15 protein-coding genes and 3 pseudogenes are annotated in these 22,092 nt (G+C 58.0%); 12 read left to right on the forward strand and 6 right to left on the reverse strand.

Annotated features, from left to right (window positions below; genetic code table 11):
* Window positions 1-108 precede the first annotated feature (108 nt).
* Window positions 109-1,206 (forward strand): carboxynorspermidine decarboxylase, encoded by a 1,098-nt coding sequence (locus ACQKP1_RS13870; protein WP_427275688.1) that lies wholly within the window; start codon window positions 109-111, stop codon window positions 1,204-1,206.
* Between the two features lie 50 nt (window positions 1,207-1,256).
* Complete coding sequence (locus ACQKP1_RS13875) at window positions 1,257-2,495, forward strand: saccharopine dehydrogenase family protein (RefSeq protein ID WP_427275689.1); 1,239 nt, start codon at window positions 1,257-1,259, stop codon at window positions 2,493-2,495.
* Between the two features lie 406 nt (window positions 2,496-2,901).
* Here ACQKP1_RS13875 and ACQKP1_RS13880 read toward each other — a convergent pair.
* Both ACQKP1_RS13880 and ACQKP1_RS13885 read right to left on the reverse strand, forming a co-directional pair.
* Window positions 2,902-3,151, reverse strand: a pseudogene (locus ACQKP1_RS13880) (hypothetical protein); the annotation flags it as partial.
* A 114-nt stretch (window positions 3,152-3,265) separates the two neighbouring features.
* A complete protein-coding gene (locus ACQKP1_RS13885; RefSeq protein WP_427275690.1) occupies window positions 3,266-3,595 on the reverse strand; it encodes a hypothetical protein in 330 nt (109 codons plus the stop codon).
* A gap of 242 nt (window positions 3,596-3,837) precedes the next feature.
* Between ACQKP1_RS13885 and ACQKP1_RS13890 the strand changes: the two are divergent.
* Window positions 3,838-5,197: pseudogene (locus ACQKP1_RS13890) on the forward strand (type IV secretory system conjugative DNA transfer family protein); the annotation flags it as partial.
* A gap of 202 nt (window positions 5,198-5,399) precedes the next feature.
* Here ACQKP1_RS13890 and ACQKP1_RS13895 read toward each other — a convergent pair.
* Window positions 5,400-6,290: a LysR family transcriptional regulator gene (locus ACQKP1_RS13895; RefSeq protein ID WP_427275691.1), complete on the reverse strand. Its 891-nt coding sequence runs from the start codon at window positions 6,288-6,290 to the stop codon at window positions 5,400-5,402.
* Window positions 6,291-6,398: 108 nt separating this feature from the next.
* Here ACQKP1_RS13895 and ACQKP1_RS13900 point away from each other — a divergent pair, with 108 nt between their 5' ends.
* The gene (locus ACQKP1_RS13900; protein WP_427275692.1) at window positions 6,399-6,602 is read left to right on the forward strand and encodes a helix-turn-helix domain-containing protein; all 204 of its coding nucleotides are present in this window, start codon (window positions 6,399-6,401) and stop codon (window positions 6,600-6,602) included.
* A 232-nt stretch (window positions 6,603-6,834) separates the two neighbouring features.
* Here the strand turns inward: ACQKP1_RS13900 and ACQKP1_RS13905 are convergent.
* Window positions 6,835-7,302 (reverse strand): annotated as a pseudogene (locus ACQKP1_RS13905) (ISNCY family transposase); the annotation flags it as partial.
* Window positions 7,303-7,405: 103 nt separating this feature from the next.
* On the opposite strand from ACQKP1_RS13905, the gene istA reads away from it, so the two are divergent.
* Entirely contained in the window at window positions 7,406-8,932 is a 1,527-nt protein-coding gene (gene istA / locus ACQKP1_RS13910) for an IS21 family transposase (RefSeq protein ID WP_427275693.1), read from the forward strand.
* Window positions 8,922-9,734, forward strand: a complete 813-nt coding sequence (gene istB / locus ACQKP1_RS13915) for an IS21-like element helper ATPase IstB (RefSeq protein ID WP_427275694.1) — start codon at window positions 8,922-8,924, stop codon at window positions 9,732-9,734. Before istA ends, istB begins: the two co-directional genes overlap by 11 nt.
* A 31-nt stretch (window positions 9,735-9,765) precedes the next feature.
* Here istB and ACQKP1_RS13920 read toward each other — a convergent pair whose 3' ends face one another.
* Window positions 9,766-12,477: a DUF5801 repeats-in-toxin domain-containing protein gene (locus ACQKP1_RS13920; RefSeq protein ID WP_427275695.1), complete on the reverse strand. Its 2,712-nt coding sequence runs from the start codon at window positions 12,475-12,477 to the stop codon at window positions 9,766-9,768.
* Between the two features lie 229 nt (window positions 12,478-12,706).
* Between ACQKP1_RS13920 and ACQKP1_RS13925 the strand changes: the two genes are divergently transcribed.
* Window positions 12,707-13,462, forward strand: coding sequence for a WecB/TagA/CpsF family glycosyltransferase (locus ACQKP1_RS13925; protein WP_427275696.1), 756 nt, complete (start codon window positions 12,707-12,709; stop codon window positions 13,460-13,462).
* Between the two features lie 95 nt (window positions 13,463-13,557).
* On the opposite strand, the gene ACQKP1_RS13930 is transcribed toward ACQKP1_RS13925, so the two are convergent.
* Window positions 13,558-16,200 carry a glycoside hydrolase family 9 protein gene (locus tag ACQKP1_RS13930; protein WP_427275697.1) on the reverse strand — a complete coding sequence of 881 codons (2,643 nt, stop codon included), beginning with the start codon at window positions 16,198-16,200 and terminating at the stop codon, window positions 13,558-13,560.
* Between the two features lie 198 nt (window positions 16,201-16,398).
* On the opposite strand from ACQKP1_RS13930, the gene ACQKP1_RS13935 reads away from it, so the two are divergent.
* From ACQKP1_RS13935 to ACQKP1_RS13955, 5 genes are all read left to right on the forward strand, one after another.
* Window positions 16,399-17,694: an O-antigen ligase family protein gene (locus tag ACQKP1_RS13935; protein ID WP_427275698.1), complete on the forward strand. Its 1,296-nt coding sequence runs from the start codon at window positions 16,399-16,401 to the stop codon at window positions 17,692-17,694.
* A 235-nt stretch (window positions 17,695-17,929) separates the two neighbouring features.
* Window positions 17,930-19,105 (forward strand): polysaccharide biosynthesis/export family protein, encoded by a 1,176-nt coding sequence (locus ACQKP1_RS13940; protein WP_427276455.1) that lies wholly within the window; start codon window positions 17,930-17,932, stop codon window positions 19,103-19,105.
* 87 nt (window positions 19,106-19,192) lie between these two features.
* Window positions 19,193-20,785: a Wzz/FepE/Etk N-terminal domain-containing protein gene (locus tag ACQKP1_RS13945; RefSeq protein ID WP_427275699.1), complete on the forward strand. Its 1,593-nt coding sequence runs from the start codon at window positions 19,193-19,195 to the stop codon at window positions 20,783-20,785.
* Between the two features lie 187 nt (window positions 20,786-20,972).
* Window positions 20,973-21,116, forward strand: coding sequence for a hypothetical protein (locus tag ACQKP1_RS13950; RefSeq protein WP_427275700.1), 144 nt, complete (start codon window positions 20,973-20,975; stop codon window positions 21,114-21,116).
* Window positions 21,117-21,410: 294 nt separating this feature from the next.
* Window positions 21,411-22,073, forward strand: a complete 663-nt coding sequence (locus ACQKP1_RS13955) for a sugar transferase (RefSeq protein WP_427275701.1) — start codon at window positions 21,411-21,413, stop codon at window positions 22,071-22,073.
* The last annotated feature ends 19 nt before the right edge of the window (window positions 22,074-22,092 follow it).

The raw sequence follows: 22,092 nt of genomic DNA on the forward strand, positions 1-22,092 counted from the left end.
GCTTCCGCTTGCCTTTTGACCCCCTTTTGCCTATGGGACCCCTCCGACGCATTCGGGGCGTCCCGTTCACTTCCGCCAGATATGGCTGGGTTCACGAAGGATAGAGCCTTGATCCAGACTCCTTATTACCTGATCGACAAGTCCAAGCTGCTCCAGAACATGGAGAAGATCGCGACATTGCGCGAACTCTCCGGCGCGAAGGCGCTTCTGGCGCTGAAATGCTTCGCCACCTGGTCTGTCTTCGATTTCATGCGCGACTATATGGACGGCACGACCTCCTCGTCGCTCAATGAAGTCCGCCTCGGCCATGAGCGTTTCGGCAAGGAGACGCACGCCTATTCCGTGGCTTACGCCGATTACGAGATCGACGAAGTCGTGTCGCACGCCGACAAGATCATCTTCAATTCGATCGGCCAGTTGACCCGCTTCGAGAGCCAGTCCGCAGGCATCATCCGCGGCCTGCGGCTGAACCCCGGCGTCTCTTCCTCAAGCTTCGATCTTGCCGACCCCGCGCGTCCCTTCTCGCGGCTGGGCGAATGGGATCTGAAAAAGGTCGAGCCGGTCGTGGACATGATCTCCGGCTTCATGATCCACAACAACTGCGAAAACGGCGATTTCGACCTCTTCGACCGCATGCTCGGCGACATCGAACAGAAATTCGGCCCCCTGTTGAAGAAGGCCGACTGGGTCAGCCTAGGCGGCGGCATTCATTTCACCGGCGAAGACTATCCGCTGAAGAAGTTCGCCGAGCGCCTGAAGCGTTTCTCCGGCGAGTTCGGCGTCCAGGTCTTTCTGGAGCCCGGCGAAGCCTCGATCACCAAGTCGACCACGCTCGAAGTCACCGTGCTCGACAAGCTTTACAACGGCAAGGATCTTGTCGTGGTGGATTCGTCCATCGAAGCGCATCTCCTCGATCTCCTGATCTACCGGGAAAGCGCGAAGGTCCACCCCAACCAGGGACCGCACCGGTACCAGGTCTGCGGCAAGTCCTGCCTCGCGGGCGATATCTTCGGCGAGTTCAATTTTGAAGCAGAATTGAACATCGGCGACCGCATCTCGCTGCAGGACACCGCCGGCTACACGATGGTCAAGAAAAACTGGTTTAACGGCGTGCAAATGCCGGCAATCGCCATCCGCGAACTGGATGGCAGCCTCAGGACGGTCCGTGAGTTCGACTACACGGACTACGAACAAAGCCTGTCTTGAAATCCTTCAAGCCCAGGTTCTGACGATTGGACATAGGAGTTGGTCCCATTATGAAGAAGAACGTGCTCATCATCGGCGCCGGCGGCGTCGCCCAGGTGGTCGCCCACAAGTGTGCGCAGAACAATGACGTGCTCGGCGACATCCATATCGCCTCGCGCACCAAGGCGAAGTGCGACGCCATCATCGCTTCGGTTCATGAAAAGAAGGCGATGAAGCAGGAAGGCGTTCTCGAAGCCCATGCGCTCGACGCCCTCGACATCGAAGCCACCAAGGCGCTGATCAAGAAGCTTGGTACTCAGATCGTCATCAATGTCGGCACCGCCTTCCTCAACATGTCGGTGCTGCGCGCCTGCATGGACACCGGCGTCGCCTATATCGACACCGCGATCCATGAAGAGCCGAACAAGATCTGCGAGACACCGCCGTGGTACGGAAACTACGAGTGGAAGCGTGCGGAAGAATGCGCTGAAAAGGGTATCACCGCCATCCTCGGCGCCGGCTTCGATCCGGGCGTGGTCAACGCCTATGCGCGTCTCGCCAAGGACGAATATCTCGACAAGGTGACCGACGTCGACATCGTCGACATCAATGCCGGCAGCCACGGCAAATACTTCGCCACCAACTTCGACCCGGAAATCAATTTCCGCGAATTCACCGGCGTCGTCTATTCCTGGCAGGGCGGCGAATGGAAGGTCAACAAGATGTTCGAGATCGGCAAGGACTACGACCTGCCGGTCGTCGGCACCCGCCGCGCCTATCTCTGCGGCCATGACGAAGTGCACTCATTGGCCAAGAACATGGACGGCGCAGACGTGCGCTTCTGGATGGGCTTCGGCGATCACTACATCAACGTCTTCACCGTCCTGAAGTCGATCGGTCTGCTCTCCGAACAGCCGGTCAAGCTCGCCGACGGCTCCGAAGTTGTGCCGCTCAAGGTCGTCAAGGCCTGCCTGCCGGATCCGGCCTCGCTTGCGCCCAACTACGAAGGCAAGACCTGCATCGGCGATTACGTGAAGGGTTTGAAGGACGGCAAGGAAAAGACCGTCTTTCTCTACAACGTCGCCGACCACAAGGAAGCCTATAACGAAGTGGGCAGCCAAGGCATCTCCTACACCGCCGGCGTCCCCCCGGTCGCAGCCGCGATGCTCGTCGCCACGGGCGAATGGGACGTGAAGAAGATGGCCAACGTCGAAGAACTGCCGCCCAAGCCCTTCATCAACCTCCTGAACAAGATCGGCCTGCCGACGCGCATTCAGGACGAAGATGGCGATCGGGCCGTGGAATTCTGAGAGCGCGGGTAAGCGCTTGAGGATTGAGGGAATGATGACCCCGCCGGAGCGATCTGGCGGGGTTTTTCTTGTGTCCACCAACGCCCGCTGCCCTCATCCTCGGGCCAGGCCCATGTCCCGAGGATCTTACGACGCGGGCGGTAGGCAGCAAGGTCGAAGGCCGAGTTACCAGCCATCCGAAAGCGGTTGCGAAAGGGTTTGGAGCGTTTCCCTTTCATCAAGCGGCACCCCGAGTTCCTGACCCACACCCCTCTGACCGCTGTCGGACCAGGTCGGGGCTTCCAAGGGCTGCCGAACGGCCGGCGAGCGAACGCGCTTCCCCATAGCGCCGTAGTGAGCCGCCGGCCGATCGTCAGCCCGGTTGGCAGCAATGTCCAGGACCGCTCCTGACAGTAATGCCTTCGCCCAGCCCACGCCGTGCGGCAAAGGCATGCGTGTAATCGAGCATCGTCTCCTTGGCGCCCCGCGCGACCGAGGCTCATCGAGAGAGCCTCCAGATCCTTCAGCTCATCGCGCCCGGCATAGAGCCCCACAGCATCCCGGTGCCTGGTCATCGCCACATAGGTCAGATGCCGGTGCATGGTGGTGGATGCCATGACAACCGCCCGGTCGACCGTTGCCCATTGCGGCTTATGGATCGTCGTCGCGTAGCCGTGCCCTTGTTGATTGCTTCGCTTACCTCGCCAGCAGTTGGGATGCGGCTTCGCAGATCGCGACCGATGACAGATTTGTACCTTGCGGGACTTGCCGCCTGCGCGTCGAATTAAGTTTCATTTCGAACCGACGACGCGGAGAACGATGCGATGACCAGACGAAGCATTCAGGAAAGACTGCGACAGCTGGAAGCCCGCAAGCAGATGCTGGTGGCACGCCTTGGCAGAGAAGAGCGTGCCCGGGATACGAGACGCAAGATCCTGATCGGGACACTCGTGCTCGATCGGATCGAGCGCCAACCGGACCGCTATCTCACTGGCCGACTCGAAGAGTGGCTGCGTGCCGAACTGGCGGGGCTTCTGATGCGGGAGAAGGATCGGGAGCTGTTCGACGATATCCTCGGGACAGCCAACCCGGACGAGGCCACAGACGGGAGCAGCAGTCATGACCCTGTTCGATCGACTTCGTCTGCTGGGTCTGGGTATCAAGCTTGCTCTGGTCGGGTTGTTTCTGGGCTACATCCTGATCTCGGTCATCCTCGGGGTGGATGTGGTGATCCAGCACAACTCCGGACGAAGAGCGGGGATGGCTCAGTCGCGTCCTGCCCGACGTGCTGAAGTACGTGCCGCTGATCCTGGCATTCACCGGCCTCGTGTTTCCATTCTTGGTCAGAGCCCGGCCATCAGCGATCCATGGCTCTGCCGGCTGGGCGACCGAAGGAGCTGGCACGCCTCACGAAGAGCGATGACGGCCTGCTGATCGGGCGCGATCCCCATTCGCGCAAGCTGCAGCGCCTTGACGGACCAGGGCACCTGCTCACCATGGCACCGACCAGAACCGGCAAGGATGTCGGTACGATCATTCCCAATCTGCTGACCGCCAATCGCTCGGTCATCTGCATCGATCCCAAGGGAGAGAATGCCAGGATCACGGCGCGTGCAAGAATGATGTTCGGTCCGGTGCACGTGCTCGATCCCTTCGGTAGTACCGGCTCCCAGACCGCGGCATTCAATCCGCTCGACCATCTCGATCCTGATGGGCTCGATCTGGCCGAAGATGCCGGCACGCTAGCCGATGCCCTCGTCTTCGATGGACCGGGCGTGGCGGGAGAAGCCCATTGGAATGAGGAAGCAAACGCGCTGATATCGGGGCTGATCCTGATGATTGTCGCAACGGCTCCACCCGACGAGCGGCATCTCGGAACGCTGCGCCGACATCTGACCGCCGACCCGCAAAGCTTCACAGATCTGCTAAAGCGAATGCAGCAGATGCATGAAGCAAACGGCCTGATTGCCCGGGCCGCCAATCGTCATCTGGGCAAGGCGGACCGGGAAGCGGCGGGCGTCTTGTCGGCTGCCCAGCGCCACACGCATTTCCTCGACAGTCCGCGCATGGTGGAGGTGCTGAAGCAATCGGACTTCCGCTTCACCGATCTGAAGCACCAGCCCGCCACAGTCTTCCTCGTCCTGCCGCCGGATCGTCTCTCGACCTATTCGCGATGGCTGAGACTGCTGATCACCCAAAGCCTGACCGACATGGCGCGCGATCCGATGACACCGGCCAAACCCGTGCTCTATCTGCTCGACGAGTTTGCCGCCCTTGGCCATCTCGCACCGGTCGAACGCGCCATGGGCCTGATGGCGGGATATGGTGTGCAGCTCTGGCCGATCCTCCAGGACATGCATCAGCTGCGCGCCACATACGGCGGGCGGGATGGCACCTTCCTTTCCAATGCCAGCGTATGCCAAGTGTTCGGGGTCAACGACATCGAGACGGCAAGCTTGATCGCAAAGACCATCGGCCGCATGGATGCCCATCACATGACGAACTCATGGAGCAGTCCGCAACTACCGTGGAAGCCACCGGCGAATACGTCGAGCGAACATGTCGTGGCGCGCGACCTGATCACACCCGATGAGATCATGCGGCTTCCCAGCGAGGCGATGATCCTGCTGAACACCGGTCAGAGGCCGGCACTTGCAGGCACAGCCGCCCAAGACCGACCCGGATCAAAGCCGCGCCTGCGCGAGATCCGGGTCAGACAATGAAGAACATCGGAGCTTTCAGCATCGCGGCGACCGCAGGGCGCGAAAGCGGGAATTCTCGACACGTCAGGGCCGGACAAAGGGAAGCCGCAGGAGCCTGAGCATAGCGACCCCTCAGGGTCAGGCGGGACCGCCTTCCCCCGGCCATGGCGTTCCGCTTGAAGGGCCGTCAGCTTCGTCGGAGAAGCCGCACCAACTGCGGCCCTCACCTGCCCGACCGCCCCAATGTCTTTGCAATATCGATGATGTCGTCACGTGCCGCCGTTGGATCATCCTTGCTCCAGGCAACACCGAGCCCGATCTTCAGATCAATGCCCGTTACCTTCTTCAGCACCACGTCCCTGCCCGGCAGATCTCCTGTCCATTCGGGCGCGAAACCGACACCAAGCCCGGAAGAGACGAGCGAGATCAGCGAGAAGGTGTCGTCACAGGTATAGGCGACATTGTCATTCAGCCCGTGCTCTTGGAAAGTCTCTGCAAAGTAGCGCTCGGTGTAGGACAGGTTCTGTCGCCTGAAGGCGATGATTTTCTCGGCCTTCAGATCCTCGATCGTCACCTCGTGCTTTGAGGCTAGCGGGTTTCCCAACGGCACCGCCAGCAGATAGCGCTCATGGGCAATCGAGAAGAAGCGCAGGGACCCGATGTTTTCGACAGGACGGATGAAGCCTAGGTTCAACTTGCCGCATTCCAGCTGGCGGATGATCTCCGATGTCGAACCATTCGACACATGCAGGCGAATAGCGGGAAACTTCCGACCGATGCGGGCGAGGAACGCCGGCAGGACTCCCGTCGTTGCCGGATAGATCGTCCCGATCCTGATCTCCCGCATGGTGCCCCCTCCTGCCGCACGTGCCATCTCCGCGGAGAGATCAAGCTCCCCCAGCATCCTGACACAGCGATCGTAGAACACCTCCCCTGCCCGCGTCAGTTCGACCTTGCGCGTCGAGCGGGTCAAAAGCTGCACACCAAGCCCCTTCTCCAGCGCCTGGACCTGTGTGCTCAGCGCCGGCTGGGCGATGTTCACCCTCATGGCGGCACGACCGAAATGCAGCTCTTCAGCGACAGCGACAAAGTAGGAGAGTTGGCGAAGTTCCATAAACACTATCCCAAACTGCATACGCGAGACTGCCGCAATAGCAGCAGCACGCGCCGTTTGTAGAGAATACTCCGTAGCCGAATACTCTACAAACGATTTTCGTGAGGTATGGGAATTCGTGAACTGTTCGCCAAAAATCTGCGGAAATCGCGGCAGGCAAAAGGCCTGTCGCAGGAAGAATTGGCTCACCTAGCGAGCATCGACCGAACCTATGTCAGTTCTCTAGAGAGGGCTGTTTACAGCCCGAGTATCGAGGTTCTTGAGAAGTTGGCCCACGCCCTTGGGGTTCAGCCTGAAGATCTGATCAAATGACTGCGCATTGGTTGCGGGGGCCTGATTGCACTGAGACTTGCATAATTTCCACGTTGAGAGGGCTAAAGTTAGCCCTTGTCAAAGCTGATTAGAGGTGCGTGCTCACTAGCCAGTTAGAAACGCGACACTCGCGCTGCCGATCAGCCCCGATCTGAGCGGCAGACCCGCTTGCAAGATCAGATCGGGGCGGGTGGGAACTCCGCTTCGGCTTTAGCTTTGAGAATAGCTAACGTCATTCTGCGGCTTCCATGCGCGCCAAAGCCTTCTTCCTTTTGGCGATGACTTCCGGATCGTTCATGAAATCCGTCCGAGGGCCGGACTTGCGGCCGCGCTTCTGATAACCGTTTCCAATGCTGCCGTCCCGAATGCCAAACATATGATCTTTCTGACCCGTCCGGGATGGGCCGCTCTTGCTGCGCTCAAGTTGGCGCCCGGCCTGCATCTCAGCAACGATCGACAGCATGTCATCCAGCCGCTTGTTGTCGACGACCTGCGCTCGATGCACAGACCGTAATTTGTCGAAAGTTCTGTAGGGCAGGGAAAAGCTCTGATGCATGATCTCCAGCCTGCCGTCCGGGTAATCACAGACGACGACCTTCTGCCCAGCCAGTGGCTGCGAGATCTCGGTCGGATCGAGAATGAACAGCACCTTGTCGTAACGTAGCGTCAAAGCCTGCGACAGGGTGCGGACTGTTGATTTCCACTGAGAGCTGACCCGGCGCAGCCCGATATTTCCATTGAGAATTGACCCATGTTTCAACCGTCCCTCGCATGTTTTCAGCGGGGGCTCTGGAGTGATCGACATGGCGTTACTGAGCGTAATCCGACGCTGGCATTTTCGAGAGCATCTATCGATCCGGGAGATTTGCCGCAGGACCGGCTTGTCCCGGAATACCATCCGCAAATATCTGCGCGCCGGCGACGTGGAGCCGAAGTTCAACGTGCCGGAGAGGCCGAGCAAGCTTGATCCGTTTGCAGATCGTCTATCGGCCTGGCTGAAGACGGAGTCTAAGAAAGGCCGCAAGCAGAAGCGGACGATGAAGCAGCTACACGCTGATCTTGTCAGCCTCGGCTACGAGGGGTCGTACAATCGTGTGGCTGCCTTTGCGCGGGAATGGCGCGATGATCGTCAGAGGGAATTGCAGACGACGGGCCGCGGGACATTTGTGCCCTTGGCGTTCGAACCCGGCGAGGCCTTCCAGTTCGACTGGTCGGAAGATTGGGCGATCATTGGCAATGAGCGCACCAAGCTGCAGATCGCCCACACGAAGCTGAGCTACTCCAGGGCCTTCATCGTCCGGGCATACCTCCTGCAGACGCACGAGATGCTGTTCGATGCCCATAACCATGCCTTCCGTGTCTTCGGTGGCATTCCTGGTCGCGGCATCTACGACAACATGCGCACGGCGATCGACAAGGTCGGTCGTGGCAAGGAGCGCGACGTCAACGTCCGCTTCATGGCGATGGCCAGCCATTATGTGTTCGAGCCCGAGTTCTGCAATCCGGCTTCCGGCTGGGAGAAGGGACAGGTCGAGAAGAACGTGCAGGATGCGCGTCATCGCTTCTTTCAACCGATCCCGCGCTTTCCATCACTGGAGGCCTTGAACGATTGGCTCGAGGCCCGTTGCAAGGAGTTCTGGGCTAAGACGCCCCACGGTCAGATGCGTGGCACTATTGCCGACATCTGGGCCGAGGAAGTCCCAGCTCTCATGGCGCTCACCAGGCCGTTCGACGGGTTCGTCGAATATACGAAGCGGGTCACGCCCACCTGCCTCGTGCATCTGGAGCGCAATCGCTACAGCGTTCCGGCATCCTTCGCCAATCGCCCGGTGAGCCTCCGGGTCTACCCGGATCGGGTTGTCGTCGCGGCAGAAGGCCAGATCGTCTGCGAGCACCGTCGCGTCATCGATCGTTCCCATGATCGGCCAGGACAGACCATCTATGACTGGCGTCACTATCTGGCGGTGGTGCAGCGCAAGCCCGGCGCTCTTCGCAACGGCGCACCGTTCATCGAGCTTCCCGATGCATTCCGGACCTTGCAGCAATACCTGCTCAAGAAGCCGGGTGGCGATCGAGAGATGGTCGATATCCTGGCCCTCGTTCTTCAGCACGACGAGCAGGCAGTCCTGTCTGCCGTCGACATGGCGCTGAAGTCTGGCGTTCCGACCAAGACGCATGTGCTGAACCTGCTGCATCGGCTCGTTGACGGTAAATCCTTCACGCCGCCGACCCTCGACGCGCCACAGGCACTGACACTCACCAACGAACCCAAGGCCAATGTTGAACGATACGATACATTGAGAAAGATGGAGGCTCGCCATGCGTCATAATCCAGCAAGCGGCGCGATCGTCATCATGCTGCGGCAGTTGAAGATGCATGGCATGGCTCAGGCAGTCGGAGAGCTTACCGAGCAGGGATCACCCGCGTTCGAGGCTGCCCTTCCGATCCTGTCGCAGCTTCTCAAGGCAGAGACGGCGGAGCGCGAGGTTCGATCAACGGCCTATCAGCTCAAGACCGCACGCTTTCCAGCGTACCGCGACCTGAATGGCTTCGACTTTACCAGCAGCGAGATCAACGAGGCTCTCGTACAGCAACTCCATCGCTGCGACTTCCTCGATGAGGCCAACAACATCGTACTGGTCGGCGGACCTGGCACGGGCAAGACGCACATTGCCACCGCGCTCGGCGTTCAGGCCATTGAGCATCACCACAAGCGAGTGAGATTCTTCTCGACGGTCGAACTGGTCAACGCGCTCGAGCAAGAGAAGGCGCAAGGCAAGTCGGGACAGATCGCCAATCGGCTCGTTCACTCCGATCTCGTCATTCTCGACGAGCTGGGATACCTGCCATTCAGCGCTTCAGGTGGGGCGCTGCTCTTCCATCTGCTGAGCAGGCTGTACGAGCGCACCAGCGTCATTATCACCACCAACCTCAGCTTCAGTGAATGGGCAAGCGTCTTCGGAGACGCAAAGATGACCACCGCGCTGCTCGACAGGCTCACCCACCACTGCCACATCCTCGAAACCGGAAACGATAGCTTCCGCTTCAAGAACAGCTCGGCGCATCAGCCCAAAACATCAAAGGAGAAACGCAGGAACTTGACCCCGACCAACAACACGAACGATACCTAAAGGCGGGTCAATTCTCGGTGGAAACGCCGGGTCAGCTCTCAGTGGAAATCAACAATAAATCGAGATACTGCGTTTTGCTGGTCAAATTTGGGGGTGCATGGTCCAGCGCCTGTTTCAGCATAAACGAATACTGTCCCGTAGCCTTGTCGACGGTGACGGTGAACACAACGTTCGCGTCCGATGCAGCGCTCGGGGCGGTCGTGCCGAGATAACCGATCAGTAGGGCGCCCACCAGTGCGACCTGAACGTCTTCGCCGTTGGACTTCAGGTTAACTGCATTCCCATCCTGATCCTTGACAACCACCGACGGAGCGAGAGTCAGATCCTTAGTCGCACCGTCGTCGGCTCCCCATTTGACGCCGATCGAACCCGTCGCGGTTTTAACACCGTCTTCAGAGACCACCCCAGCAGCCGCAGTGCTGGCAATCTCCGGCGCATCGTCCGTCACATTGACCTTCACCAGGTTCGTCAGCGTCACGCTGTCGCCATCCTTGTCGGTCGCCTGAAGAACTGCGCCGAAGTCGATCTTCAGGGAATTCTTGTCAGGCGAGAGGCCAACCGTTGGCCCCTTATGGTCCAGCTGATCATGCAGCTTGAACGTGAACGTGCCGTTCGGGTTCAAGATGAACTCGAACACAAGGCGATCGGGACCCGAATTGTAGTCCTGACCCGGAGAAGGCTCGCCTTCCTTGTTCACAAAACCGATGATCTTGCCGGCCTCATCCAGATCGAAGCCAAGCGGCTTCTCGCCTGACATCAGCTTGAGACCTTCAAGATAGGTCCGCATCGTCGCCGTGTCGACGAAGCCGAACGAAACAGCTTCGTCCGCGCCACCCTTCACAAGACCTGCAAGCGTCCCAACCGATGTCGCATTCGCAGGGCCAGCACCGCCATTCGGCGACGTGCCCAGCGAAGTCGAGGTGTTGATGTCGTCTTCATCGACCGCAATCGAGATCGCAGCCGCAGTGCTGGCAATCTCCGGCGCATCGTCCGTCACATTGACCTTAACCAGGTTCGTCAGCGTCACGCTGTCGCCATCCTTGTCGGTCGCCTGAAGAACTGCGCCGAAGTCGATCTTTAGGGAATTCTTGTCAGGCGAGAGGCCAACCGTTGGCCCCTTATGGTCCAGCTGATCATGCAGCTTGAACGTGAACGTGCCGTTCGGGTTCAAGATGAACTCGAACACAAGGCGATCGGGACCCGAATTGTAGTCCTGACCCGGAGAAGGCTCGCCTTCCTTGTTCACAAAACCGATGATCTTGCCGGCCTCATCCAGATCGAAGCCAAGCGGCTTCTCGCCTGACATCAGCTTGAGACCTTCAAGATAGGTCCGCATCGTCGCCGTGTCGACGAAGCCGAACGAAACAGCTTCGTCCGCGCCACCCTTCACAAGACCTGCAAGCGTCCCAACCGATGTCGCATTCGCAGGGCCAGCACCGCCATTCGGCGACGTGCCCAGCGAAGTCGGGGTGTTGATGTCGTCTTCATCGACCGCAATCGTGATCGCAGCCGCAGTGCCGGCAATCTCCGGCGCATCGTCCGTCACATTGACCTTCACCAGGTTCGTCAGCGTCACGCTGTCGCCATCCTTGTCGGTCGCCTGAAGAACTGCGCCGAAGTCGATCTTCAGGGAATTCTTGTCAGGCGAGAGGCCAACCGTTGGCCCCTTATGGTCCAGCTGATCATGCAGCTTGAACGTGAACGTGCCGTTCGGGTTCAAGACGAACTCGAACACCAAACGGTCATCACCAGAATTGTAATCCTCGCCCGGAACAGCCTGGCCATTTCCCTGCTTGTTCACAAAACCGACAATCTTGCCAGCCTCGTCGAGGTCAAAGCCGAGCGGCTTCTCGCCTGACATCAGCTTCAGACCTTCCAGATAGCCCCGCATCGTTGCCTTGTCGATGAAGCCGAAGGATACAGCTTCATCCGCGCCACCCTTCACAAGACCTGCAAGCGTCCCAACCGATGTCGCATTCGCAGGGCCAGCACCGCCGTCACCCGCAGGCCCCGTGAAGGAGAAGTCCTTGCCTGCACCATCATTCGGCGACGTGCCAAGCGAGGTCGGGGTGTCGATGTCATCTTCATCGACCGTGATCGTGATCGCAGCCGCAGTGCCGTCAATCTCCGGCGCATCGTCCGTCACATTGACCTTCACCAGGTTCGTCAGCGTCACGCTGTCGCCGTCCTTGTCGGTCCCCTGCAGAACTGCGCCGAAGTCGATCGTCAGAGAGTTCTTGTCAGCCGAGAGGCCAACCGTCTGCCCCTTGTGGTCCAGCTGATCATGCAGATTGAACGTGAACGTGCCGTTCGGGTTCAAGACGAACTCGAACACCAAACGGTCATCACCAGAATTGTAATCCTCGCCCGGAACAGCCTGGCCATTTCCCTGCTTGTTCACAAAACCGACAATCTTGCCAGCCTCGTCGAGGTCAAAGCCGAGCGGCTTCTCGCCTGACATCAGCTTCAGACCTTCCAGATAGCCCCGCATCGTTGCCTTGTCGATGAAGCCGAAGGATACAGCTTCATCCGCGCCACCCTTCACAAGACCTGCAAGCGTCCCAACCGATGTCGCATTCGCAGGGCCAGCACCGCCGTCACCCGCAGGCCCCGTGAAGGAGAAGTCCTTGCCTGCACCATCATCCGGCGACGTGCCAAGCGAGGTCGGGGTGTCGATGTCATCTTCATCGACCGTGATCGTGATCGCAGCCGCAGTGCCGTCAATCTCCGGCGCATCGTCCATGACGTCGATGTTGAACGAGCCCGTAACTTATCCGCAACAGACAGACACGTTCCTCAGTCAATTTGAATGACAGAAAAACTGGAATCTAAAACGATCTACTATTCTTGATTGACGGAATACACATTACAGGTAACATTAAAAGAGAAACCTCCTTTCGATTTTTTGTTGGTGTGACATGATTGCGTTAAGGAAAACTGCGACGGTTGACGCCGACGAGAAACAGATATTCATGGACGTTCCCTATGATTTCTTGACGTTTCATGAAGTCGTCGATTGCATCGAAGCCGAGCGGCGATCCGGGCAATTTCGCTACGTGGTCACTCCGAATGTCGATCACGTCGTCCGAATGCGCGGTAATTTGAGATTGAAGGAAATCTACAAGGCTTCATGGCTCTCGCTATGCGACAGCAAGCCCATTTACTGGGTCGCCCGGTTGCTGGGCATCCGCATGACCTTGGTGACCGGTTCAGACCTCACCTCGCACCTCTTCCATGAGAGAATTCGCCCTCATGACAAGGTTGTACTGATTGCTCCCTATGCCGAGGTCGGCAGCCGAATGGCCGAGCGCTTCCCAGAAATCGATTTTCGATGCCACGTGCCACCACAGGGCTTGATCAGCAAGCCTGAAGCTATGGAAGCATGCGTCCGTTTCGTGACCGAGAGCGAAACAGACTTCGTGTTCATCGCCGTGGGCTCTCCACAGTCGGAGCTCCTCGCCCATGAGATCTCGAAAAGCAAACAAGCAAGCGGCATTTGTATCTGTTGCGGTGCATCGCTCGAGTTCATAACGGATCTTCAAACGCGTGCACCAGCGCTTATGCAACGCCTTGGACTGGAATGGCTTTATCGTCTCCTGTCGGACCCGAAGCGTCTATGGCGACGGTATGTCTATTCAGTGCCGCCATTGGCGTGGCTATGTTTGAAAGAAATCATGAAACGCAGCGGCGTGATCGCAAGCAAGACAACGCCACTTCGCGCTGGTTAAAGTTTGTCGCGCGCCAGGACAGGGATACCAAACTGCCCGCCCTTGCTTGCCCCGACAAGTGGGAGGCTAACGCATTTCATTCCAGGATTTTGCCTTCAACGCGCCGCCTCTGCGTCGAGGAAGAGAGCGAGAAAGGCGATCGGCCCTATGGCTTGATCGACGGTGTATTCCTGCTGAATGATGACGGCAGGGTGCTCCACCAGATACTCGAAATACGGCAGGGCAAAACGCTGCGGCTCGATGCGCCTGTGCCCTATGACGCTGGGGTCACCAACTTCCGGCAAGGGAGACCACTCCGGGCCAAAAACCCATCCATAAGCAGAAGCGCTCTGCGGCGCCCATCCATATATCGTGATCCCGCTTGGTGCCGGAACGCCCATGGCTCGATGATCTTCATGCAGGGGATGCTCGATCTGTCGCACGCCCAAACCGGTCGTGAAGCTTAGTCCCAGTTGGTTGGCGCCATGCAGGCCGTGCAATGTCTGTTGGATGAGCGCCAGGATTTCAGGGTTGCGATTGATCTGATAGGCCCTGAACACTAACTGGCTCTGGGAAAAGTCAGGCGGCCCGCCCTGGCCCCATCCGGCCGGCGCATAGGGGTGCTTCATACTCGGATAACTGGAGGTAGACTGGCCAGACAGGAGTAAACTCGTTTCCTGGATTACAGTTTCTTCGATCTGACGCTGAATGGCTGGATCGGCTCCAGCACTCCGGTAATAGTCCCAGGCTGCGTCACCCTTGTGAAAATAGAGCTCCCGCCCGTTCCGCCATCCGGCCTCGAAGATCTCGGCAAACTGGCGACTTCCGTCCAGCCGAAAAAGGGAAGCTGCCGCCGCTGCTCGAAACTCGGCCGCCGCCGCTTGAATTGCCGGCTTGCGCTCATCCCAGGACGCGCCTCCCCAACCGTCCATTTCATTTGCGGCCCCAATCGCCTCTTCGTAGAACCTGTCAGGTTCTGAAAAGCCGTCCTCTGCTGCATGCCATGCAGCCAGCGCGCTGGCCCGATAGATACCAGCAAGTTCCGCAAGTTTTAGCTCACCCAAGATCCGCGACAGCCGGGCCGCAGACGCCGCGTAGCGATAGGTGGACACGACATCGGGCGCATAGGCATAAACCGGAAGATGCTCCAGGTAGCTCGTTGTGCCCAGCAGCGGGTGGCCAGCACTTTCCACACCTCCGCGAACCCGACCATCGGGCATCTGCAGACGACGGTAGAAATCGATGTTCCAGACAGCCTCATGAATGAGGTCACTCACTCCGTCGAGACTTGCATACTCTGCGAGCGGCAGAACATCGCCTGATTTCGGAATGCCCAGCTCGACGGCGCGCTTTTCCTGTGGCAGTTGCTCCCAAAGATCCAGGAAAGCGTCGGAGATGGCCAGGTGCTGGATGCGTCTGTCCCAGTCGCCTGCATCCATGTACCCGCCCCAATAGTCCTCAGAGGCCGGACGTCCGGAATTCCACGCACCTTTCAGCCCGTCATCGAGCGACACGAAGCCATTGGGCCAGTTTGACGACCAGAGCAGTGGCAAGGCGCTTTCAAGTATTTGAAAGCCGCCAAGAGGACGGAATGCACTTGGCCTTCGATAGCCAAAACGTCCATCGAGTGCGATACCGCTGCGGTGATGATAGAGGCCAGAGAAGCCCACCGCGCCAAGCCGAAGCCATTGATCATTGGCCACCTCGAAGTGATCACTCACCCCCAGCCCTGGAACGGCGAGCCGGTAGCGGCCCGGTCCTTGCGGTACCCATTCGGAATAATCCAGCTCGAAGACGAATGTCCCGGCTCTATTGGCCTTGTAGGTTGGCGCAAATGTCGCACCCGGCGCGATGACCTCAGGAAAAGGCCTCTCCATATCGGTAACGGCAAAACCCTGTTCATCGACCCGAAGCACGGTGGCTGCCAACGCCGAGGCGTCCTGGTCCCCTTGCAGACGTTGAAAGAGAACGCGTTGTCCCTCGATCAGCCCATGACCGTCCGCTTCAACATAAGGGGTCGGTCCTGGCCGGAAGCCATCCAACTGCCGTGGGGCGCCGGCGACGTAGTCGACCAATGATGCAGGCAGACCATTTCCGGGTTCGGGATCCGAAGGCCGCGTTCGAAGGCGCACGGCACCAGAAAACACGGGAGTCCCGCCGTTATCAATGACGGAGAACGTCTTGATCCCATACTGACCGAAGTCGACCGCACCGTTGTCCGGACCATTTGGAATCCAGAGAGACAGATAGGCAGTCTTTGATACATCCGCAGCAGCATGACCGACCTGCGTGGTGCGCAGCGCCAATGCACGCGTCTTCAAGGGGTCAAAACTGAAGGTCTCGGGCGGTAACCGGCCGTCGGGCCAGTCTATCCGATACATCCCCGGCTCAAGAGCGTGATCCAACTTCAGGTACAGAAAATGTTTGAACGTAGCCCCGGACTTGGTCTGCCCATCATCTCCCCTGAAAAGGCCCGAGCCATATGGCATTGACTTGCGGTACACCGAAACGACGCGCGCCTCACCGTTGAGCCGGTAGCTATCCGGATCGTCGAAAGCCACCCGGTCGAGAAAGACCTCCGGCGGATCATCTGCCAGTCGAAGATGGCGCTGCCGAGTACCAATCACCATCGCCCATGTGTCGCTGTGGCGGATCCACGATCCGACGGGCCCATCCACCGCCTCTTCCAGCTCCAGAACGCCGCCGCGCTTGAACGGAGCATCTCTAATCTCGACTGCGATGGTGTCCGGCGTTGCCATCGTTATCTCGTGGACGCGCAAACTCTGCCCCTGATCGCCAGCCGCGTTGCCCTGATACGGCACCGAGAAGATTAAAAAGATGAGACTGAGAACATGCGTAAACGATTTAGGCATAGAGTTCGAAGACCTTTCCACGGTCACGCAGTGTGCTAGAGATTAAGAGAAACGATAGATCGACGGCTATCAAGGGAAATCGTGTTGAAACTAGCGTTTGTTGCCCTGCTTTTACTGAGCCTGTTTCCGGCAGCCCTGTTGATCAGGCGTTACGCCTGGCTCACACGAATATTCTGGCTATGCTTCGGCGCACTACCCTTCACGCTCTCTTCGGCCCCCCTATTTGATGTCGGCATCATTTTATGGGAAGACTGGCCCGGCTTCGTGGCTGCCATCGAAGTAACGGCCATCGACCTTCTCGCGGTTATGGCCTTTCTTATCCTGCCAGCGCATCGTACGCCGCTCGTCTACTTCCTGCCGTTTCTCGTCTACTTTGCCATCGCAGCGGCCAGCATGACTTATGCACCTGAACCGCTGGCCGCGGGATTTGCCGTCTGGCAATTCGCCCGTGTGTTCCTTGTCTTGGGCGTCGTTGCCCGAGCCTGCGCTTTCGAGGGCGTCCCCTATCTTATATTCAAGGGTATGGTGATTGGCCTTTTTGCCAATTTTATTGCCGTGCTGTGGCAACGCTTTGGGCTGGATCTTGCCCAGAATACCGGGCTTTTCGCGCATCAGAACACGCTCGGCATGGCAATCCATTTTGTCTTGGTGCCACATCTGGTCATGCTTCTGTCCGGAACGAGACGACTGATTTACCTTGGGCCCACAATCATGCTTTCGCTGCTCGCCATCATCTTCACTGCTTCGCGCGGCTCCGTCGGGACGGCCGCGATCGGTATGGCCATCACGTTCGCATTTGTGGCAATGCAGGGCCTCACTCAACGAAAGATCGCAGCCATAGCCGCCACCCTGCTTGCCGTCGCACTGGCGGCACCCATCGTGATTGCCACGTTTGAGAAACGTTTCGAAAGAGCACCACTGAACGAGGAAGCCTATGACGAAAGGGCCGCGTTCAACAATGTCTCAGCCTATATCTTGGAAGATTTCCCGATGGGTATCGGGGTCAACCACTATGTCTACGCAGCGCAGAACTTTGGTTATTCGGATCGAGGCGGCGTTATGCCGTTTGAAGGAAATCGCAGGTCGATCGTGCACAACGCCTATCTACTGGCGGCGGCCGAAACTGGATATGCCGGCCTCTTCGCCTTTTCACTTATGCTGCTGACCCCTGTGGCGATCGCTTTCGGCAATGGTTTTCGAATAAAAGATCGAGCGGACGGCGTGCTGTTGACCGGATGCGGGATGGCTTTGGTAACTGTTTATCTGCATTCTTTCCTGGAATGGATAATCTACGCCAAGGAAATACAATATATGATGGCCATCGCCATGGGCATAATATTTGGCGTTTCATCCAGACAGAAGAAGGCAGCGAAGAGTTAAAATTCATAATGAAGACGGCGCAGTCAAAAAATGATTTGACTGCGCTTTGAAAAGAAAATTCTCTATAAACTACCGCCAGGTGCAATTCTGAACTGGTTCAGATCGGCCTTGGGCGGGAAGGTTTCTCGCAGAAGACAGCGTTCGAGTGACACCCATGAGATTTTGCAGGATCAAAGAGCCCTATGAAGAAGGTCCAAACAGGGACGGCAGGGTGAGAGGCGCCTCGGCCATCGTGATGTCGCTGTTGTCACTTCTACTGCTTATTGTGCCGGCCCGAGCCTCGGAACCATACGCGCTCGACGTGCAGGATCGTGTCAGGGTATATGTCGCGGAGTGGCCGGCGCTGAATGTCGAGGTTGCCGTCGGCGCGAACGGAAGCGTCGCGCTGCCCCTGATCGGCGAGATCCCCGCGCGCGGCTTGGCGCCAGCTGAGCTAGCCAGTACAATAGCCACCCAGTTGCAGGAAAAATCCAGACAAAGGAAGCTTCCCGACGTCTCGATCGACATCGTTGGCTATCGTCCTTTCTATATTCTGGGATCTGTTACAACGCCCGGCGAATATGCCTACCGACCCGAAATGCTCGTCGTGAATGCCGTCAGCATCGCCAGCGGCATATACCGTGCCGTGGGAATTTCCGAATGGGATCTCGCGCGGACCTCGATCAGCGGGATGGGAGAGGCCGGGGTTGCCGAACTGCGCCAGGCAACACTTCGCGCCGAGCAGATCCGCTACGAGGCGGAGGTGAACGAACGCTCCTTTCCGCCGACACCTTCAGATGCCTCCCCTGAGTTCGTTCGAGCATTGGCGGAGCAAAGGGAACTTTTCGAGGCAAGCCAGGCAAGCCACGGCAAGCAGACCGAAACGCTCGAAGCCATGGTTGGGCTGCATCAGGCCGAGATCGAGTCAATTGTGACGCAACTCGAGACCGTTGGCGCCAAACTTCTGTCCTACGAGGAGGAAGTCACCAAAGCGACACGGCTGGAAGACGCCGGTCTTGCGACAAACCGCCGCTTACCGCTTCAGCGCGATGTCTTCGACATTCAGCGCGAAAAGCGCCAGTTGGAATTTGAAAAGGTCCGGGCCGAGCGGGCTGTACAGGAAGCAAGGCTACGGATCGAAACGCTACAAAGTGCGAGGAAAGCGTCTGCACAAGAGGGACTGCAGCGGACGCACGCCATGATACGCGAGACCGAACAGCAACTGGCGACATTGGGCCAGCTGGTCGCGGGCGCCACAGCCCAAAGTGGTCAGATATCCGCTGATAATTCCTCCCGCTCCCAGCCTCAGATACGCTACACCATAATCCGAGGGCGCGATGATGCCATGCGGCACATAGAAGCCACTGAGGTGACGCCCGTACTGCCGGGAGATATCATAAAGGTGGAGTTGTCGAGCAGGAATGGGATGTAATGGTTCCTTTCACGGTTCTCTCGCACCGAGCAACGACCAAACCAAACGATCTCCCGCCCGTTACGGCCCGCTTGATCCTTCCATCTCATGACACTGGAATTCGAGGTCAGAATGCCGTCAGCCGATTTGATTGATGCTTCACAGAACTCGCTGCCGGTCGCTCCAGGTAGCATGTATGACATGCGTTGGATGCTCCGCACAGTCTTTGGCAAATTTGCTCTTGTAGTCCTGATCACGTCGTTGTTCGCTGGCGCGGCCGTGGCCTACGTGCTTTTGCGACCCGCAGAGTACACGGCGGTTTCGACGCTGAACATCAACAATCTGAGACTGACACTAAGTCGCGATGATGCATACTTCGCTGAAATGCAGTTTGATCCGACCTTTCTGGAAACTCAGATTCAGATCATCGGCTCCGACACAGTCCTCCATCAAGCGCTAATAAAACTAGGCTTGATGGAGCCCCGCAATATCGACGCCTCGCCAGAAGAAGAGGCAATCTGGCGTTTAGCGGATGCCAAGGCACTCGACGAATTTCGCCGTGCTCTTGAGGTCCAACGCCGTGGAATGAGTAATCTCGTCAGCATCAACTTTACGGCCGAGGATCCACAATACGCAGCGCAAGTCGCCAATGCGGTGTCAACAACCTACCTCGAGAAACTGGATCAGGATCGGTCCGAGGCCGCTGAGACTGCGAGCAGTTGGCTGAGGGAAAGACTTCAGGAGGTCGGACCAAAGGCTCAGATCGTCTCGGAAGCGCTCCCCCCGGTCAACAAGAGCAGCATTCGTGGGGTTTTCCTGATAGCTGCGGCGATCAGCGTCGGTGCAGCAAGTTCAGTATTCTTGATACTAACGTTGGCGGCAATCGATAGGCAGGTGAGAATCCCCGAACAAATTACAAGCATCGTGGGCAAGCCCTGCTTGGGACTTTTGCCAACACTTCGTACACCCGGTGCGCGGGGAGACAGACACAGCTTCGCAGTTTTGGCGGCAATTTCGAGAGATGACGGGGCGCAACTCCGGCATGCGCTGCGCCATGTCGATGCCACTGTAACCAAAGCGGATGGAAGTGCCGCTCCGTTGATCGTTGGCTTTACATCGACCGTCGCTGGTGAGGGTGCCACGACTGTTGCCGCCAACTTTGCGGCTCTGAAGATGTTACAGGGCCAACGCACTCTGCTGGTCGATGGGCAGCTCTATGATAGCCAGCTGTCCCGTCTACTCCACGCACGGGGAAAAGAAGGTCTTTGTGACATTTTGACGAGTGGTGGGGATAGCCACGCAGATTGCGTCATCGTCGATGAAAGGACGGGCCTCGAACTCCTGCCTCTCGGCAACGGCACTGCGGAGCCGACAGCTCAGCTGAACTGGTCGGGCGCAGAGGTAACCAGGCGCTTGGCGCCACTATTCGCCATGTACGACGTGGTCGTAATCGACCTGCCGCCTCTCGTGGCAATGGGCGATCTACAATCCGCCGCGCGCGTAGTCGATCACTTCGTGCTCGTCGTCGGGTGGGGCCAGTTGACCACTGATATGCTGCGCGCCGCGTTAGCACTGAATCCCCGGCTCCACACCAAGCTCGCAGGCGCTGTCCTTAACCGGGCGGACCGCTCACGCATGAAACGCGTCTTCTCTCCCTCGGCAACACTTTTCCAAAAGCAAGCAGCACTTTCGCCCGCGTAGAGGACTGAGTGCGCGCCATCGAGCGGCTTTCGCTGTCCCTCCCCCCCCAGGATTGGTCTCCGAGAAATTGTCCGTCACTTCTCGGACGCCTGTCCGTTTGTGTCACATGCCATCGCGTGACACAATTATGCTAGGTTTTGCCTGAGACAGTTTGATTCTTAGCTGTCGGCCATCGTAGAGAGAGACTATGACCCCACGAATGAAGGCACTGCTCTACGCCGCAGTCTTTTCGGCAGCATGCTGGTCGCTTGTGGTCGTCGCTGCAGTCGGCATCCTTCACGGTCAGGAACCAAGGCTCGACACGAACAACACTGCCAGCGTCAAAAAGTGACGCGTATGGGGTGAGCGGATCCCCGTCTCCAGTCAGCCTCAGATTTCAACAGATCATGGCACCGAGCACTTGCACCACACAGAAAAGCGGCAAGTCGCGTCCAATTCTGGGTACAACTCAGTGACGCGCCGTATCCGTATTGCAATGAAACACTGTGCCGGGCGAAGGTTAACAACTGGTTGATAATACACCGGAAGCCTACTACACTTCATTGGCGGTATTTTTCGGCATTTTAGTTCAAGCATGTGGTGATTTATGGCGTATCTCCCGGCATCACATCGGCGGCCTGTCAATATGCGGCGCCAATTTTCTCGGTTGGCGCCGCATCAAGCAAACATACGTTCCCAAATTACGGCCAATTCGAAGCTGAAACGGCTGTTTGACGTCGTGGTTTCGGCAAGCGCTCTGATTTTCTTGCTGCCTGCTCTCCTCGCCCTGGCCATATTGATTAAGCTGGATAGCCCGGGGCCGATCCTCTTCAAGCAGAAGAGATGGGGTAAAGACGGTAGCGTAATCGTCATACATAAGTTTCGCTCGATGAAGATCGACGAATGCGACGCAAGTGGCCGAAGGCAGACCACCGTTCAAGATCCTCGACTTACTTTCGTCGGAGCGTGGCTTCGCCGCACCAATATGGATGAACTGCCACAATTGTGGAACATACTGATCGGCGACATGTCCCTGGTGGGGCCGCGCTGTCATGCAATCGGAATGATGGCTGCGGGCCGGCCATACGAGGAACTGGTTCCTAACTACGGAGCACGCCATACGGTAAGACCAGGCCTCACCGGACTGGCGCAAGTTCGCGGTTTACGCGGTCCCACAGACAGACCTTCCAAGGCTAAAGCCAGAATCGCGTGTGATCTGTATTACATCCAGAACTACAGTATATGGCTCGATCTGTGGATCGTTTTTGCAACGATCCGCAACGAGCTTAAGGGCGGAACCGGGTTTTAACCAGCGCCCAGAGCAGACC

The sequence above is a fragment of the Allorhizobium sp. NPDC080224 genome (genome assembly GCF_050281005.1).
Taxonomy (GTDB): Bacteria; Pseudomonadota; Alphaproteobacteria; order Rhizobiales; family Rhizobiaceae; genus Allorhizobium.